Genomic DNA, 16,571 nt, shown 5'->3' with positions numbered 1-16,571 from the left:
GTCTGCGTCCAGCAGATTAGTCGTTCCCCTCTCCGCCAATCAGCCCCAGCCCCACCAACACCCGCCATTCGCATTGCGCCTTGGCCAGCGCCTCCGCCAACTCCGCCGCCAGCACCTCCACCACCTCCCCGCCGATCCTCGGTGCCATCTCCCACGGCACGATCAGCCGGTCGAGCTCGTCATCGCACAGCGCCCGCTCGCACCAATCCAGCCGCCGCGCGCGCCGATGCTCGGGCACCGCGAGCGCGGCGTAGGCTTCGGGGCTGTTGAGGCGGTAGGTGCGCTGGTTCGGGGCGCGGCGCTGGTGGCCGGCGGCGAGGGCGGCGGCGATGAGTTGTTCGTGGGTGAGTTTCATGGGCGGCGTCGCCTCTTTCGCTGGCGGGCCGACGCGGAGTAAATCCGCGTCGTCAGTCCTGTCGCCTATTCGGCGCAGGCTGACCTCCGCTCCCATTCCCGCGACGCTTCGCGCCGCCGGAACCTTGGGTCGCTCCGCCGGCGCGCGCCGTCTCTTCGACAGAACGACGCTTGCTGCGCTTCGCTTTCGTCCTGCTCGGCGGCGCTGGCGTTGGCGCCACCCAGCTCCCGTCGGCCTGTTCGGTCCAGCCCGCCCTCGCCAGGCCCTCGCGGAAGTAGGCGAGGTCGGCGTGCTGGTCGCGGTCGAGGGTGGCTTCGCGGGCCTTCAGCTCGGCCGCGACCTCGGCCTTGAAGGACAGGAAGGCGTCGGGCAGGCTGGGGGAGAGTTGGGGCAGGAAGCCGGCCTGGGCGGTGATGACCATGTCGCCGTCGCCCATGTTGGGGTGGGCGGGCGAGACCGGGTCGGGGGCGCCGGGGCGGCCGAGCGTTTTCCAGTCGACCGGGCCGACCAGCCGGGTCCAGGCGCGGCGCCTGGCCGGGTCGTGGGCGATCGAGCACAGGAACAGCTCGCGCGCCTTGCGCAGGCGCCATTCGATCCGCGCATAGGCCTCGGCGGCCAGTTCCTCGGCGGCGATCTCGTCATCGTCACAGGCGCTGCCGCTTCCGCCGCCGCCGTGGCCGCGGCCTTCGAACACCGAGCGGGTACGCAGCGCCGCTTCGCGCGTGCGATCGGCGAGCGCGGTCAAATGGGTGCCCATCTCGGCCAGCTCGCGCTGGCGATGGAGGTCGAGCGCGTTGGTCCAGGCGAGCGCGAACGAGGCGCCACCCGGCTTTTGGCGGAGGCGTTCGGCGCCGAACGGGTAGCGGCCGATTGCGCGCGCCGCCTGGTTGGGCGAGCCGGTGATCGCCAGCGCGGCGATGAAGCCGCGCTGGTGCGCCGGGGTCCAGTTGCGGTTGTGCGCGCGCAGCGGGACCGGGGTGAAATCGAGCAGCTCGGCGAAACCGGCGAACTGCGGCTCGGCGAGGTGGCCGGACGCACGGCAGACCTCGCAAATGACCGGGATTGGTTTGTCCATGACTCGATTTGCTAACCCAAATGGTTGGCTGTAGGACAGCGAAACTTTTCGTGAGCGCCCGGGTTGGGGAGGGATGGCCGAGCAAGCGAGGGAAGAAGCCGCCAAGACGGTCGTCGCCGCGAGCAAGGTGAGCGCGAAGAGCCAGCTGCGCCAGGAGCGGAGCGTCGGGCGGCAGGAAGACAGCCAGCACCGACAGGAGGAAAGCGCCGACCGGCGGACGGTGCTGGCGGGCGATCGCACCGTGCTGGCGGGCGAGCGGACCTATGCGGCGTGGATGCGGACCGGGCTGGCGGCGCTGGCAAGCGCGGTCGGCGCGGGGGCGCTGCTGGCCGATGTGGTCGCGCCGTGGCTGGCGATGGCGACGAGCCTGGTGCTGGGCGGCTTCGCGGCGTTCTGCTTCATCGCGGCGGTATGGCGCGAAATGACCGGAAAGGTTAGCCCCGAGCCCGACGTCAGCCGGTTGTGGCCGCCGCTGCTGATCGGCTTTTCGGGTTTATGGCGCTGGTGTCGGTGGCGGTGGAGGTGGGGCTGGTGGTTACCCGCCATCCTTAGCGAGCGCGGCGTCGATGTCGGCGGCGGAATGGCGATCGTGGAGGTCGGGGCTGTTGACCAGCTTGCCGCGGCGGACCGCGGGGCGGGCGGCGATCGACTCGGCCCAACGAACCAGGTTGGAATATTCCCTTGTTGCGAGGAAAGTGTCGGCGCCCTTGTAGGAGGTGCCGAGCGCGAGGCCGCCGTACCACGGCCAGAGCGCGATGTCGGCGATGCTGTAATTCTCGCCGTTGATGAACTCACGGCTCTCCAGCGCGCGGTCGAGGACGTCGAGCTGGCGCTTCACCTCCATCGCGTAGCGGTTCAGCGGATAGGCGAAGCGTTCGGGAGCGTAGGCGAAGAAGTGGCCGAAGCCGCCGCCGAGGATCGGCGCGGCGCCCATCTGCCAGAACAGCCAGTTGAGCGTTTCGGCGCGCGCCGGACCGTCGGCGGGGAGGAAGGCGCCGAACGCCTCGGCGAGGTGGACGAGGATGCTGCCGCTTTCGAACAGGCGGACGGGGCGCGCGGGGTCGCGGTTGTCGAGCAGCGCGGGGATCTTCTGGTTGGGGTTGAGCGCGGTGAAGCCCGAGCCGAACTGGTCGCTGTTCGAGATGTCGATCCGCCACGCGTCATACTCGGCGCCTTCGTGGCCGGTGGCGAGCAGCTCTTCGAACAGGATGGTGACCTTTTGCCCGTTGGGGGTGGCGAGCGAGTAGAGCTGGAACGGGTGGTCGCCCTGGGGGAGGTCGCGTTCGGCGCGGACGGCGGCGGTGGGGCGGTTGATCGCGGCGAAGGCGCCGCCGTTGCCTTCCTCAAACTGCCAGACTTCGCCGGGGTCGGTGACGGGCATGGATCGGTCTCCTTTTGCAACGCGAGACCGGCAGATGGGGAGTCAGGCGCGAACCAGCAAGGCGCCGACGGCGACCGCGGCGAGGCTCAAGACGACCGAGAGCGCGACATAGAGGACCGCGGCGCCCTGCTGCCCGCGCTGCCACAGGGTCAGCGCGTCGAGGCTGAAGGCGGAAAAAGTGGTGAAGCCGCCGAGCACGCCGGTGGTGAGGAACAGGCGGGTGTCGGGCGAGGCGCCGCTTCGCGCGAACAGGCCGGCGGTCATCCCCATGACGAGGCAGCCGAGCAGGTTGATCGCCACCGTCCACCACGGGAAGCCGGGGCCGAGCGTGGCGAGGCCGAGCCGGTTGACCCCGTGGCGCGCCGCGGCGCCGAGCCCGCCGCCGAGAAAGACGAGCAAGAAACTGTTCACTGGAAAAATCGAAAGCGGCGGTTCATGGGGCAATCCTTAGTCGGCCAAGTCCCGACGGGCAAAGGAATCGCGAAGTGGCCGAGCGTCCCATTTTCTTCGATCCGACCGGTCGTCGCAAGAAGCGGTTCCGGCTGGGGCTGAGCCTGTTCATCGCGCTGCTGCTGGTGTCGGCGATCGCGCTGGCGGCGACGATCGAGCTGGCGCCGCCGGGGGCGGTGCTGCCGGTCGCGGTCGAGAACAGCCGCGCCGCGCCGCCGCCGACGTCGAGCGCGGTGGCGCGCGGGGGCAAGGCGGTCCAGCGCGCGATCCGCGACCTGTTCTTCCCGGCGAGCGCGCACCCCCGCCATGCCCAGCCGGGCGGCGCGCTGGCGGTCGGCTTCACCGTGCCATGGGACCCCGAGAGCGTATCGTCGCTATCGCGCAACATCGAGCGGCTCGACTGGGTAGCGCCGGTGTGGCTGACGGTGACCGGGCCCAACCATCAGTTCAACCAGCTGGCCGATCCCGACACGCGGCAGGTGATCAACGCGTCGAAGCACAAGCCGCTGGTGGTCCCGGTGCTGCAGAACGCGGTCAACGGGCAATGGGACGCCAATGTCGGCGCGCTGCTGCGCGACAAGGCGGCGCGCGGGCGGCTGGTCGATCAGATCGTCGCCTACCTCGCCGCGAACAACGCCGGCGGGCTGATCTTCGACCTCGAGCAGGTCGCGCCGGGCGACCAGCCGGCCTATCGCGCGCTGCTGGCCGACGCGCGGGTCAAGTTCCGTCCGCGCGGCTGGGTAATCGGGGTCGCGGTACCGGTCGGCGAGGGCAACAATTACACCGCGCTCGCCCAGTTCGCCGACAAGGTCTTCCTGATGGCCTATGACGAGCATTCGGACAGCGACCCGCCGGGGCCGATCGCCAGCCGCCAGTGGTGGCTCCGCTCGATCGCCGACGCGGTGCGCGGGATCCCGGTGTCCAAGATCGTCGTCACCATCGGCAACTATGCCTACGACTGGCACGGCGGCACCGCCGACGTCGATACGGTCGAGGAGGCGTGGCAGACCGCCGCCGAAAGCGACGCCAAGCCGATGTTCGATCCGGCGAGCGGCAACAGCGGCTTCGCCTACGACGACGACGACGGGCACCATGTCGTGTGGATCCTCGACGCAGTCAGCGCCGCCGACGAGATCACCTACCTTCGCCGCGCGGGGATCAAGCAGGTCGCGCTGTGGCGGATGGGGGCCGAGGACCCGGCGCTGTGGCAGGTGTTCGGGCGCGGCGCGGGGACCAGCCTGGCCGGGGTCGAGCAGCTTCCGGCGGGATCGAACGTCGATATCGAGGGACCGGGCGAGATCTTGCGCATTGCCGCCACCCCAACCGCCGGCGAACGGCGGGTGACCGTCGGGACCGACGGGCTGGTGAAAAGCGCCGACTTCTCCTCGATGCCGCGCCCGTGGGTGGTGCGGCGGACCGGCTACCGACCGGGCGTGGTGGCGCTGACCTTCGACGACGGGCCCGACCCCAAGTGGACCCCGCAGATCCTCGACATCCTCAAGGCCAAGCACGTCCCCGGCACTTTTTTCGTCGTCGGCGAGAACATGCTGACCGAGCGCGGGCTGATGAAGCGGATGGTCGACGAGGGGCACGAGGTCGGCAGCCACACCTACACCCACCCCAATTTGGCGACGACCCCGCGCGCGCAGACATTGTTCGAGCTGAATGCCAACCAGCGATTGTTCCAGGCCTATACCGGGCGGTCGTTCAAGCTGTTCCGCCCGCCCTATTTCGGCGACGCCGAGCCGACCACCGCCGACGAACTGGGACCGGTGCTGGCGGCGCAGAACCGCGGCTACATCACCGTCGGCCTTCACGTCGACGCCGAGGACTGGCAGCGGCCGGGGGTCGCGGCGATCGTCAAGAACGTGCTCGACGGGGTCGCGCTGTCGCCGCCGGGGGTGCGGATGAGCGACGAGCAGTGCGCGCAGATGACCGACCAGCAGTGCAGCCATTCGATCGTCCTGCTGCACGACGCCGGGGGCGACCGGCAGCAGACGATCGAGGCGCTGCCGATCATCATCGACCAGCTTCGCGCGCGCGGGTACCAGCTGGTCGCGGTCAGCGATCTTGCCGGGCTCAGCCGCGACGCCGCCATGCCGCCGCTGTCGCGGAGCGAGGCGACGCTGGCGAAGATCGACCTGGGCCTGTTCCAGGCGGTGAGCGCGTCGGACCGGGGCCTGCGGATCCTGTTCGCGGTGGCGATCACGCTCGGCATCCTGCGCGCGCTGGCGCTGTCGGGGCTGGCGCTTAACGCGGCGAAGCGCGAGATCGGGCGGGTCAAGCCGCCGATCGACCCAAAACGCGCGGTCACCGTCATCATCCCCGCCTATAACGAGGAGCGGGTGATCGAGCGGTCGGTGCGGCAGGTGCTGGCGAGCACCGAGGTCGAATTGCAGCTGATCGTCGTCGACGACGGGTCGAAGGACCGCACCAGCGCGGTGGTCGCCGAGCATTTCGGGAGCGACCCGCGCGTCACGTTGCTGACCATCCCCAACGGCGGCAAGGCGCGCGCGCTCAACCTCGCTTTGAGCCATGCGACCAGCGAGATCGTCATCGCGCTCGACGCCGACACCCAGTTCGAGCCGACGACGGTGGCGCGGCTGGCGCGCTGGTTCGACGACCCGAAGCTGGGCGCGGTCGCGGGCAACGCCAAGGTCGGCAACCGCATAAACCTGGTCACCAAGTGGCAGGCGCTGGAATATATCACCGCGCAGAACCTCGAGCGGCGGGCGCTGACCCGGCTGGGGGCGATGATGGTCGTCCCCGGCGCGGTCGGGGCGTGGCGCAAGGCGGCGATCATGGACGTCGGCGGCTATCCGCCCGACACGCTGGCCGAGGACCAGGACCTCACCATCGCCATCCAGCGCAAGGGCTGGGCGGTCAATTACGACCAGGCGGCGGTGGCATGGACCGAGGCGCCGCACACGCTTCGCGGGCTGGCCAAGCAACGCTTCCGCTGGGCGTTCGGGACGCTCCAGTGCCTGTGGAAGCATGGCGCGGTGATGCGGACCGGCAAGCCCCGCGGGCTGGCGTGGATCGGGATGCCGCAGGCGATCCTGTTCCAGCTGCTGTTCGCGGCGGTCAGCCCGGTGATCGACCTCGCGCTGATCGTCAACCTGGCGCAGACCGCGCTGTCGATCCACGAGCATGGCTATGAGGACGTGCAGGGCGACCTTGGCCACATGCTCGCCTTCTGGCTGATCTTCGCCGCGATCGACCTGCTGGCGGCCGGGATCGCCTTCGCGCTCGAGCGCAAGGAACGCTGGTCGCTGCTCGGCTGGCTGCTGCCGCAGCGCTTCGTCTATCGGCAGGTGATGTATTACGTCGTGCTGAAGGCGCTGGTGCAGGCGCTGCGCGGGCCGATGGTCGGGTGGACCAGCGTGGCGCGGACCGGGTCGGTCGAGGTCAGGCCGAGGGCCGACGCCAGCGCCTAACCGCCGAAGCGTTCGATATGGCCGCGCCCGAAGTGGCGCAGCGCGTCGACCAGCGGGATCGCCGAACGACCGTAGTCGGTCAGCGAATAGACGACCGGCGCGGGGGCCGGGCCGGTTTCGGTGCGGTCGACCAGCCCGTCGGCGACCAGTTCCTTTAACTGTTCGGCCAGCACCTTGGCCGACACCGACGACAGGCGGCGCGACAGGCCGGCGAAGTGAACCGGTTCCTGGGCGAGGAAGTAGAGGATGATCAGTTTCCACCGTCCGCCGATCGCGGCCTGCGCGGCGGTCAGCGGGCAGTCGCTGATCGGGTTGATCCGGCGGGGTTGATCCATGGTTACCTCAAGGTGCGTTCTGGCGGCTCGGCCGGTCGACCTGATAGCGGCTCCATCCTGATCAGGAAAAGGATTCAGCCGATGAAGACAGCGATACTCGCCGCGCTGGCCATGCTGGGCTCGCCCGCATCCGCCGCGCGGCTTCGCGACGGGTCACACGACTTCGACTTCGCCGCGGGAAAGTGGACGACGCAAGTGACGGTCTTCAAGGACCCGTTCGGCGATCCGACCAAGTTCACCTCGATGACCGGCACCAAGGTCGCCCGGCCGCTGTGGGGCGGGCGCGGCTGGATCGAGGAAATCGAGGCGGGGACCGGCGCCGACCACTGGCAGGGCGCGACGATCTTCCTCTACGACCCGGTCGCGCACCAGTGGAGCCAGACCTATGCCGACGGCGACACCGGCCGGATGGACGCGGTGGCGGGCGTCGGCCAGTGGCACGAGGGCACGCTCGAGTTTCACTGGCAGCAGCCGGTCGACGGGCGGATGACGATGATGCGCGGCGTGTGGAAGGACTTTACCCCAACCGCCCACACCTACGAGATCGACCGGTCGAACGACGGCGGGCGAAGCTGGCACGCGGCGTTCATCGCACGGGTGACCCGCGCCTGACGCCAGCGCCCTTGCGCGGGCGGGCGGTTTCGCGCAACGACCCGGACCATGCTGGGACTGGATTTCATCAAGGCGAACCGCGACGCGGTCGAACGCGCGATCCGTGACAAGGGGGTTGAGGTCGACCTCGACGCGCTGCTGGCGCTCGACGGCGAGGCGCGCGGCCTCAAGACGCGGATCGACGAGCTGCGCGCGTCGCGCAACGCGATCAGCGCGCGGTTCAAGGACGCCGCGCCCGAAGAGAAGGCGGCGCTTGGCGCGGAGGCAAAGGCGGCGGGCGCCGAGGCGGGCGCGCTCGAACAGGAGCTCGGCGAGAAGGACGCGGGGCTGAAGGCGCTGCTGATGAAGCTGCCCGGGATTCCGTGGGAGGGCGCACCGGTCGGGCCTGACGAGAGCTTCAACACGGTCATCCGGACCGAGGGTACGGTGCCCGCGTTCGACTTCGAGCCGCTCGACCATGTCGCGCTGATCGAGAAGAACGACTGGGCGGACCTGTCGCGGATCGTGCAGGTGTCGGGGAGCCGGACCTATTGCCTGAAGGGGCGGCTGGCGCTGCTCGAGATGAAGCTGATGGCCTATGCGATGGACAAGATCGCGGCCGCCGGCTTCACCCCGATCACCGTCCCGGCGATCGCGCGCGAGCAGGCCTTCCTGAACCAGGGGCAGTTTCCCGGCCATGTCGAGGAGACCTACGCGCTGCCGAACGACGACGCCTACCTGGCGGGGACGGCGGAGGTCGCGCTGACCAGCCTTCATTCGGGCGAGATCGTCGACGGGGCCAAGCTGCCGATCACCTATGCCGGCTATTCGCCCTGTTTCCGCCGCGAGGCGGGGAGCGCGGGCAAGGACGTGCGCGGGCTGCTTCGCGTCCACCAGTTCCTGAAGGTCGAGCAATGGGTGATGTGCGAGGCCGACGAGGCGGTGAGCGCGTCGTGGCACGCGAAGCTGCTCGAGCTGGCCGAGAGCCTGCTGCGCGACCTCGAAATCCCCTACCAGGTGATCGAGACCTCGACCGGCGACATGGGGCTGGGCAAGTACCGGATGAACGACATCGAGAGCTGGGTCCCGAGCCTCGGCAAGTATCGCGAGACGCACAGCTGCTCGACGCTGCACGACTGGCAGGCGCGGCGCGCGAACCTTCGCTATCGCGACGCCGAGGGCAAGGTGCGGTTCGCGCACACGCTCAACAACACCGCGCTGGCCTCCCCCAGGATCCTCGTGCCGCTGCTCGAAAATCACCAGACCGCCGACGGGCGGGTGAAGCTGCCCGAAGCGCTGCGCGCGGTGATGGGCGGGGATGAGTATCTCTGACGACATGGCGCCGCCGTCGCGGTGGCGGCGGACGGTCGAGTTCGCGGGGGTGGTGCCGCGGCTGGCGAACAGCATCGGGCATCTGGGGCCGCGCGGGCCGGTCGGGGGACCGCCGGCACTGGTCGTTCCGGGCTTCCTCGCGACCGACCGGACGACGCTGGCGCTGCGCCGCGCGCTCGCTGATGCGGGTTTTCGGGTGCACCCGTGGGGGATGGGGCCGAACATGGGGGCGCGGGCCGACACGATCGATCGGCTGGTGGCGCGGCTGGCGGCGTTCGAGGCGCCGGTGCTGCTGGTCGGGTGGAGCCTTGGCGGGCTCTACGCGCGCGAGCTGGCGCGGGCGGCGCCGGGCAAGGTGCGCGCGGTCGTGACGCTGGGCAGTCCCTTTTCGGGCGACCCGCGCGCGAACAACGTCTGGCGGCTGTACGAGTGGATCGCGGGGCACAGCGTCGATTCGCCGCCGATCGCGCGCGACAGCGCCAAGCCGCCGGTGCCGACGCTGGCGCTGTGGAGCCGCCGCGACGGGATCGTCGCCCCCGCCGCCGCGCGCGGGCTGCCGCGGGAGAGCGACCGGGCGGTCGAGCTGGCGTGCGGGCACATGGCGTTCGGCGTGTCGCGCCGCGCCGGGCGCGCGGTGGTGCGCGAAATCGACAGCTTCCTGAAAATGGTCGAGGGCTGAGCGCGGCTCGCTTGTTTCGGCGGCGGCGCGGAATAGGTTGGTCGGGTGAAGCCCGATCGCACCCTGAAGTCCGACGCCGTCGCCGCGCCCGAGCCTGCCAATCTCGACCCGGCCAATCTCGACCCGGACAGCGTCGCGCCGCCGTTCTGGGGGCGGCTGAGCGAGCTGGCCTATCACCTGCCGCGGGTGCTGGCGGGGCTCGGGCCGCTGGGGCCGCGCGGGCCCGAGGACGGGCCGCCGGCGCTGGTCATCCCCGGCTTTATGGCGACCGACCGGACGACGATGGACCTGCGCCGCGCGCTGGCGCGGGCGGGGTGGCGCGCGCATCCGTGGCTGCTGGGGACCAACGGGGGGGCGAAAAAGGATACGCTCGAGCTGCTTTCCAGCCGGCTCGACGCGATCTGGGACGGGCGGCCGGTCCTGCTGGTCGGGTGGAGCCTCGGCGGGATGTTCGCGCGCGAGCTGGCGCACGCGGTGCCGGGCAAGATCCGCGCGGTGGTGACGCTCGGTTCGCCCTTTTCGGGCGATTACAAGACCAACACCAACATTCGCGAATTTTACGAGTGGAAGGCGGGGCACGACGTCGACGCCCCGCCCTTTCCCCGCCATGTCGAGAAGCCGCCGGTGCCGACGCTGGCCTTCTGGTCGAGGAAGGACGGGATCGTCGCCCCGGCGGCGGCGCGCGGCGCGGCGGGCGAGGTCGACAAGGCGATCGAGGTCGAGAGCCGCCATTCGGGCTTTACCGCCGACCGACCGACGATGAGCCGGGTGACGAGCGAGATCCGCCGCTTCCTGACCGAGCAGGAAGGCAAGGATCCGGGGCTGAAACCGCAGATTTCGGGCAAGCCCTGAGCGCCGCTTGACTCCCGCCACGGACTCGCGGGAAATAGAACAAATAAAGAACAAAGACGTTCGAGTCGTGTGGCCCATGGATTGTCCCTGGTGGCCGGCGGCGGCGGCGCTGCGCCTTCGGTCGAGGGGCGGCGGGGCCGGCGTTCGGGCCTTTCGCAGCCGCCCCCGGTGGAGGTCGGCGAGCGCTTCGTGCTGCCCGCGAGCGGGGCGACCTTGGCCGAGCTGTTCGCCCATCCCGGCGACGGCGGCTGGGCGGGGTTGCTGCGCGCGTGGCTGGCTACGGAGCGCCCGCTGCTGTGGGTGCAGGAGCGGATGGCGATGCTCGAGGGCGGGCGGGTCTATCCGCCTGGGCTGGGGCTCGACCTCATCCACGTCTGCGCGCGCGACGCGCGCGAGGCGCTGTGGGCAATGGAGGAGGGGCTGCGATGTCCCGGCCTGAGCGCGGTGGTGGGGGAGATTTACGGCGACCCGGCGCGGCTCGATTTCACCGCGACGCGGCGGCTGGCGGTCGCCGCCGAGCGGAGCGGGGTGGCGGCGTGGCTGGTGCGGCTCAACGGCACCGCCAACCTCAGCGGGGCGCGGCGGCGCTGGCGGGTCGCGAGCGCGCCGAGCCTTGCCAACCCGTTCGACCCCAAGGCGCCCGGCGCATCGGCGTGGGATGCCGAGCTGTTCCGGGCGCGGGGGAGCCCGCCCGGGCGATGGACGCTAGGCCATGACCCGGCGGGCACAGGCGCGGATCCTGTCCGCCTGGTTGCCGCGGCTGGCGATCGAGCGGTGGAGCAAGGAGAGCGGCGCGCCGGCTGAGGCGCGGGTCGCGCTGGTCGTCGAGGCGGCGCACGGGCAGCGGATCCACGCGGTGAGCGATGCCGCGCGGGCGATGGGGGCGCGGCCGGGGATGCGGCTGACCGACGCGCGCGCGCTCGACCCCGGCCTGCAGGCGGTGGCGGCGGACCTCGCCGGCGACGCGGCGCTGCTCGCCCGGCTGGCGCGCTGGGCGGGACGATGGTCGCCGCTGGTCGAGGTCGACGGCGACGACGGGCTGCGGATCGACATCAGCGGGGTCGCGCATTTGTTCGGCGGCGAGGCGGGGCTGGTCCGCGACGTCGAGGCGCGGTTCGCGGCGATGGGGCTGAGCGTTCAGACCGCGATCGCGGCGACCGCGGGGGCGGCGTGGGCGCTGGCGCGCTATGGCGGGGCACCGCGCGGGCAGCGGGGCGACCTGGCCGCGCAGGTCGCCCCGCTGCCGGTGGCGGCGCTGCGGCTGGGGCCGGCGGTAACGCGGACGCTCGAGCGGCTGGGGCTGAAGACGATCGGGACGCTGGCGGGGGTCGAGCGGCGCAGCCTGGCGCGGCGGTTCCGCGATGCCGACAACCCGCTCGACGCGCTCGACCGGATGCTCGGGCGCAAGGCCGAGCCGCTGACCGCGACCCCGCCCGACCGGCCGCCGCGCGCCTCGCTGCGGCTGGCCGAGCCGGTCGCGCACCCCGAGGCCGCGCCGCAGGCGCTCGCGCTGTTGGTGCCCAAGCTGGTCGCCGAGCTGGAGGCGCGCAAGCTCGGCGCGCGGCGGCTGGTGCTGGCGGGCTACCGGGTCGACGGCGAGGTCGCGGCGATCGCCGCGGGCTGCGCGCTGGCGACGCGCGAGGCGGGGCATCTGACTCGGCTTCTGGCCGACCGGACCGACACGATGGACCCGGGGTTCGGGTTCGACGGCTTCGTGCTCGAGGCGAGCTGGGCCGAGCCGTTGGCGAGCGGACAGGACGGGCTACTCGCCCCGCCGCCGGGATCGCGCGAGGTGGCGCGGCTGGTCGACCGGCTGACCACCCGGCTGGGGCCCGACAGGGTGCGGCGGCCGGTGACGCGCGAGAGCCATCTGCCCGAGCGGGCGAGCGGCTGGGCCCCCGCGGTCGACACGCCGGGTGGGACTACACACGGCGGGCGCGGGGGGCGCGCCCTGCCCCACCATTTGCTCGACCGGCCCGAGGCGATCGCGGTGATCTATGCCACCCCCGAGGGGCTTCCGCGCCGGTTCGTGTGGCGGCGACGGGTGCACGACGTGACTCGCGCCGAGGGGCCCGAGCGGATCGGCCCCGAATGGTGGCGCGAGCGCTCGAGCGCGCGGGCGCGCGACTATTACCGGGTCGAGGACGGCGAGGGCCGCCGCTTCTGGATCTATCGCGACGGGCGCCACGGCGACGGGCGCGGGGGCGAGCCGGTGTGGTACCTTCACGGCCTGTTCGGATGACCATCCGAACCCCAAACCAAAGCGCTCGGATGAAATCCGAACCTGACACCGGAGCGCTCGGCTGATGCCCGAATATACCGGCTTCGCGCGCAAGAAACTGACGATGGGCGACGGCGAGCCGGCCGAGCCGATCGCCCCCGCCGCCTTCGTCGAGCTGGGGATCGCGACGCCCTTTTCCTTTCTTCGCGGCGCGTCCGACGCGATCGAGCTGGTGCTGGCCGCGCACGGCCACGCGATGGACTCGATCGGGATCGCCGACCGCGACACGCTGGCGGGGGTGGTGCGGATGCACAGCGCGGCCAAGGGCGCGGGGCTGCGCCCGCTGATCGGGTGCCGGCTGTGCCCGGTCGATGCGCCCGAACTGATCGCCTACCCGATCGACCGCGAGGGCTATGCCGGGCTGTCGCGGCTGCTGAGCCTGGGCAAGATGCGGAGCGACAAGGGCGAATGCGACCTGCGGCTGAGCGAGATCGCGGCCGAGGCCGGGCGGATCGCTTTCATCGCCATGCCCGGCGCCGACCTCGACGCGTTCGAGGCGGCGCTGCCCGCGCTGGTCGCCGCACTTCCCAGCCTGCGCCATGTCGGCGCGGCGCATCATTATCGCGGCGACGACCTCGCGCGGATCGAGCGGCTCGACCGGATGGCGCGCGCGCACGGGTGCACGATCCTCGCCACCAACGACGTGCTCTACCACGCGCCCGAGCGGCGGCCGTTGCAGGACGTGATGAGCTGCATCCGCGAGAAGGTGACGCTGGCATCCGCCGGGTACCTGCTCAACCCCAACGCCGAGCGGCACCTGAAGTCGCCGGCGGAGATGGCGCGGCTGTTCGCGCGCTGGCCGCACGCGATCGCCGCGACCCGCGCCTTCGCCGACGCGATTCGTTTTTCGCTCGACGAACTGCGTTACGAATATCCGCGCGAGGTGGTGCCCGAGGGGCGGAGCCCGCAGGCGCATCTCGACCATCTCACCTGGGCGGGCGCGGCAGTGCGCTATCCGGGCGGGGTGCCCGAAAAGGTCGAGCGCCAGTTGCGGCACGAGCTGGCGCTGATCGAGAAGCTCGACTTCGCGCGATACTTCCTGACCGTCCACGACATCGTCGCCTTCGCACGCGGGCTCGACCCGCCGATCCTGTGCCAGGGGCGCGGGAGCGCGGCGAACAGCGCGGTCTGCTACGTGCTGGGCGTCACCGCGGTCGACCCGTCGGTCAACGAGCTATTGTTCGAGCGCTTCATTTCCGAGGAGCGCCGCGAGCCGCCCGACATCGACGTCGATTTCGAGCATGAGCGGCGCGAGGAGGTGATCCAGCACATCTACGCCAAATATGGCCGCGACCGCGCGGGGATCGCCGCGACCGTGATCCATTACCGCCCGCGAAGCGCGATCCGCGAGGTCGGCAAGGTGATGGGGCTCAGCGAAGACGTCACCGCCGCGATCGCCTCGACCCACTGGGGCAGCATGGAGGCCGAGATCGAGGAGGCGCGGGTCGGCGAGGCGGGGCTCGATTTTTCGGACCCGCACCTCAAGCGGACGATCGCGCTGGCGAGCCAGCTGATCGGGATGCCGCGCCATTTGAGCCAGCACGTCGGCGGGTTCATCCTGACCGAGCGGCCGCTGACCGAGACGGTGCCGATCGGCAATGGCGCGATGCCCGACCGCACCTTCATCGAGTGGGACAAGGACGACATCGAGGAGCTGGGCATCCTCAAGATCGACGTGCTCGCGCTCGGCATGCTGACCTGTTGCCGCAAGGCGTTCGACCTGATCGCCGAGCATCACGGCAAGCGGTGGGAGCTGGCGACCGTCCCGCGCGAGGTGCCGCAAGTCTACGACATGCTGTGCAAGGGCGATTCGCTGGGGGTGTTCCAGGTCGAGAGCCGGGCGCAGATGAACATGCTGCCGAGGCTCCGCCCGCGCGAGTTCTACGACCTCGTCATCGAGGTGGCGATCGTCCGGCCGGGACCGATCCAGGGCGACATGGTCCACCCCTACCTCAAGCGCCGGCAGGGGCGCGAGCCGATCACCTTTCCCTGCCCCGACCCCGACCACGGCCCGCCCGACGAGCTGGAAAAGATCCTCGGGCGGACGCTGGGCGTGCCGATCTTCCAGGAGCAGGCGATGAAGATCGCGCTCGACGCGGCCAAGTTCAGCCCGGCCGAGGCGAACCAGTTGCGCAAGGCGATGGCGACCTTTCGCAGCCGCGGGACGATCGACCTGCTGCAGGACCAGATGGTCGAGCGGATGGTCGAGCGCGGCTACGACCGCGACTTCGCCGAGCGCTGTTTCCACCAGATCCGCGGGTTCGGCGAATATGGCTTTCCCGAGAGCCACGCGGCGAGCTTCGCGCACCTCGTCTACGTGTCGAGCTGGGTACGCTGGGCCTATCCGGCGGCGTTCGCGGCGGCGTTGCTCAATTCGCAGCCGATGGGCTTCTACGCCCCCGCGCAGATCGTCCGCGACGCGCAGGACCATGGGGTCGAGGTGCGCGCGGTCGACGTCAACCATAGCGACTGGGACTGCACGCTGGAGCAGGGCGCGCTTCGGCTGGGGCTGAGGATGATCGACGGGCTTCGGCTCGACGATGCGACGCGGGTGGTCGCGGCACGCGGCAGCACGCCCTACGCCGGGGTCGAGGAGTTGAAGCGGCGCGCGGGGATCGGGGTGGCGGCGGTGCAGCGGCTGGCCGAGGCCGACGCCTTCCGCTCGATGAAGCTCGACCGGCGCGCGGCGCTGTGGGATTCGCGCGCGCTGAAGCAGGCCCCCGACCTGCCGCTGTTCGCCGCGGCGCAAGCGCGCGACGAGGGGTGGGAGGTCGAGCGGGTGCGGCTTCCCGCCATGCCGCTGAGCGAGCACGTCGTCAGCGACTACCAGACCATCCGGCTGAGCCTGAAGGCGCACCCGATGTCGTTCCTGCGCGACCATTATGCCGGGCGCGGGTTCGTCACCGCGGGCGAGCTTCGCAAGATGCGCTACGGGCGGCGGGTGAGCCTGGCGGGGCTGGTGCTGATCCGCCAGCGGCCGGGGAGCGCCAAGGGGGTGTGCTTCATCACGCTCGAGGACGAGACCGGGGTCGCCAACCTGGTGGTGTGGCCCGACCGCTTCGCGGCGCAGCGCGGGACGGTGATGGGGGCGCGGCTGATGGTCGTCCACGGGATCGTCCAGCACGACGAGGCGGTGGTGCACATCGTCGCCGCCAGGCTGGAGGACGATACCGCGATGCTGAGAGAGCTGAGCGAGGAGGCGATGCCCTCGACCCTGTCGAACGGCGATGGCGGGGGCGCTCAGGCCGGAGTTCGGCAGAAACCGCCGATGGTCCACCCGCGCAACGTCCAGTGCATTCCCAAGAGCCGCGATTTTCGTTGAGAATCAGCCTGTTCATGCCAGCGCAAGCGGGGCGTGCCATTGCTGCCACAAATCGCGTTTAGGGATTCCGCATGACCCGTTTTTCGATTCTCCTCGCCGCGCTTGCGCTTGCCACCCCCGCGATCGCCCACCCGCTCGAGGGGCTGTGGCGCAAGGGGAGCATGACGATCCGCATCGCCCCGTGCGGCGCGGCGATGTGCGGCACGGTGGTCAAGGCGTCGGACAGCCAGCAGCGAAAGGCGATGAACGGCAGCGGGACGCACCTGATCGGCGCGACGCTGATTCGCGGGATCGTGCCCGCGGGCGACGGCAGCTGGCGCGCCAAGGTTTTCGCCGCCGACCGCAACATCAACGCCAGCGGGTCGATCCGCCAACCCTCGCCCGACATGCTGCAGGTGCAGGGCTGCGCGTTCCTGTTCCTGTGCCGCACCCAGACCTGGGTGCGCGTCCGCTGAACCGCGGCGGTTGCGCCGCCGCCCGG

The 16,571-nt window shown here is 70.9% G+C and carries 15 protein-coding genes and 1 pseudogene; 10 read left to right on the top strand and 6 right to left on the bottom strand.

The window, feature by feature from the left end; all coding sequences use genetic code 11:
• Positions 1-16: 16 nt before the first annotated feature.
• Together ABDK56_RS09295 and ABDK56_RS09290 are read right to left on the bottom strand one after the other, a co-directional pair.
• A complete protein-coding gene (locus ABDK56_RS09295) occupies positions 17-355 on the bottom strand; it encodes a hypothetical protein (RefSeq protein ID WP_349807982.1) in 339 nt (112 codons plus the stop codon).
• 52 nt (positions 356-407) lie between these two features.
• Entirely contained in the window at positions 408-1,430 is a 1,023-nt protein-coding gene (locus ABDK56_RS09290) for a hypothetical protein (RefSeq protein ID WP_349807981.1), read from the bottom strand.
• A gap of 73 nt (positions 1,431-1,503) precedes the next feature.
• On the opposite strand from ABDK56_RS09290, the pseudogene ABDK56_RS13150 reads away from it, so the two are divergent.
• A pseudogene (locus ABDK56_RS13150) lies at positions 1,504-1,788 on the top strand (DUF202 domain-containing protein); the annotation flags it as partial.
• On the opposite strand, the gene ABDK56_RS09285 reads toward ABDK56_RS13150, so the two are convergent.
• Genes ABDK56_RS09285 through crcB form a run of 3 tightly spaced genes read right to left on the bottom strand, consistent with a single transcriptional unit; the run spans position 1,692 to position 3,222 of the window.
• Positions 1,692-1,976 (bottom strand): hypothetical protein, encoded by a 285-nt coding sequence (locus ABDK56_RS09285; RefSeq protein WP_349807980.1) that lies wholly within the window; start codon positions 1,974-1,976, stop codon positions 1,692-1,694. The pseudogene ABDK56_RS13150 and the gene ABDK56_RS09285 overlap by 97 nt on opposite strands.
• On the bottom strand, positions 1,966-2,811 hold the full coding sequence (gene yghU / locus ABDK56_RS09280) for a glutathione-dependent disulfide-bond oxidoreductase (RefSeq protein ID WP_349807979.1): 846 nt from the start codon (positions 2,809-2,811) through the stop codon (positions 1,966-1,968). Before yghU ends, ABDK56_RS09285 begins: the two co-directional genes overlap by 11 nt.
• A 42-nt stretch (positions 2,812-2,853) precedes the next feature.
• Positions 2,854-3,222, bottom strand: a complete 369-nt coding sequence (gene crcB / locus ABDK56_RS09275) for a fluoride efflux transporter CrcB (protein ID WP_349807978.1) — start codon at positions 3,220-3,222, stop codon at positions 2,854-2,856.
• Positions 3,223-3,296: 74 nt separating this feature from the next.
• Here crcB and ABDK56_RS09270 point away from each other — a divergent pair, with 74 nt between their 5' ends.
• Complete coding sequence (locus ABDK56_RS09270) at positions 3,297-6,698, top strand: trifunctional glycoside hydrolase family 18/polysaccharide deacetylase/glycosyltransferase family 2 protein (protein WP_349807977.1); 3,402 nt, start codon at positions 3,297-3,299, stop codon at positions 6,696-6,698.
• On the opposite strand, the gene ABDK56_RS09265 is transcribed toward ABDK56_RS09270, so the two are convergent.
• Positions 6,695-7,033 carry a winged helix-turn-helix transcriptional regulator gene (locus ABDK56_RS09265; RefSeq protein WP_349807976.1) on the bottom strand — a complete coding sequence of 113 codons (339 nt, stop codon included), beginning with the start codon at positions 7,031-7,033 and terminating at the stop codon, positions 6,695-6,697. The genes ABDK56_RS09270 and ABDK56_RS09265 overlap by 4 nt on opposite strands.
• Positions 7,034-7,114: 81 nt before the next feature.
• Here ABDK56_RS09265 and ABDK56_RS09260 point away from each other — a divergent pair, with 81 nt between their 5' ends.
• From ABDK56_RS09260 to ABDK56_RS09225, 8 genes are all read left to right on the top strand, one after another.
• Positions 7,115-7,645, top strand: coding sequence for a hypothetical protein (locus ABDK56_RS09260; protein WP_349807975.1), 531 nt, complete (start codon positions 7,115-7,117; stop codon positions 7,643-7,645).
• 48 nt (positions 7,646-7,693) lie between these two features.
• Entirely contained in the window at positions 7,694-8,956 is a 1,263-nt protein-coding gene (gene serS / locus ABDK56_RS09255; protein ID WP_349807974.1) for a serine--tRNA ligase, read from the top strand.
• A complete protein-coding gene (locus ABDK56_RS09250; RefSeq protein WP_349807973.1) occupies positions 8,943-9,635 on the top strand; it encodes an alpha/beta hydrolase in 693 nt (230 codons plus the stop codon). The genes serS and ABDK56_RS09250 overlap by 14 nt, the downstream gene beginning before the upstream one ends.
• Before the next feature lie 45 nt (positions 9,636-9,680).
• Complete coding sequence (locus ABDK56_RS09245; RefSeq protein WP_349807972.1) at positions 9,681-10,487, top strand: esterase/lipase family protein; 807 nt, start codon at positions 9,681-9,683, stop codon at positions 10,485-10,487.
• 90 nt (positions 10,488-10,577) lie between these two features.
• Positions 10,578-11,291, top strand: coding sequence for an ImuA family protein (locus ABDK56_RS09240; protein WP_349807971.1), 714 nt, complete (start codon positions 10,578-10,580; stop codon positions 11,289-11,291).
• A complete protein-coding gene (locus tag ABDK56_RS09235) occupies positions 11,200-12,729 on the top strand; it encodes a DUF6504 family protein (protein WP_349807970.1) in 1,530 nt (509 codons plus the stop codon). The genes ABDK56_RS09240 and ABDK56_RS09235 overlap by 92 nt, the downstream gene beginning before the upstream one ends.
• A 64-nt stretch (positions 12,730-12,793) precedes the next feature.
• On the top strand, positions 12,794-16,090 hold the full coding sequence (locus ABDK56_RS09230) for an error-prone DNA polymerase (RefSeq protein ID WP_502959288.1): 3,297 nt from the start codon (positions 12,794-12,796) through the stop codon (positions 16,088-16,090).
• A 71-nt stretch (positions 16,091-16,161) separates the two neighbouring features.
• On the top strand, positions 16,162-16,545 hold the full coding sequence (locus tag ABDK56_RS09225; protein WP_349807969.1) for a DUF2147 domain-containing protein: 384 nt from the start codon (positions 16,162-16,164) through the stop codon (positions 16,543-16,545).
• Positions 16,546-16,571: the final 26 nt, after the last annotated feature.

This window comes from Sphingomonas sp. ASV193 (assembly GCF_040203355.1).
Taxonomy (GTDB): Bacteria; Pseudomonadota; Alphaproteobacteria; order Sphingomonadales; family Sphingomonadaceae; genus Sphingomicrobium.
This window is presented reverse-complemented; position numbering and strand designations above follow the sequence as displayed.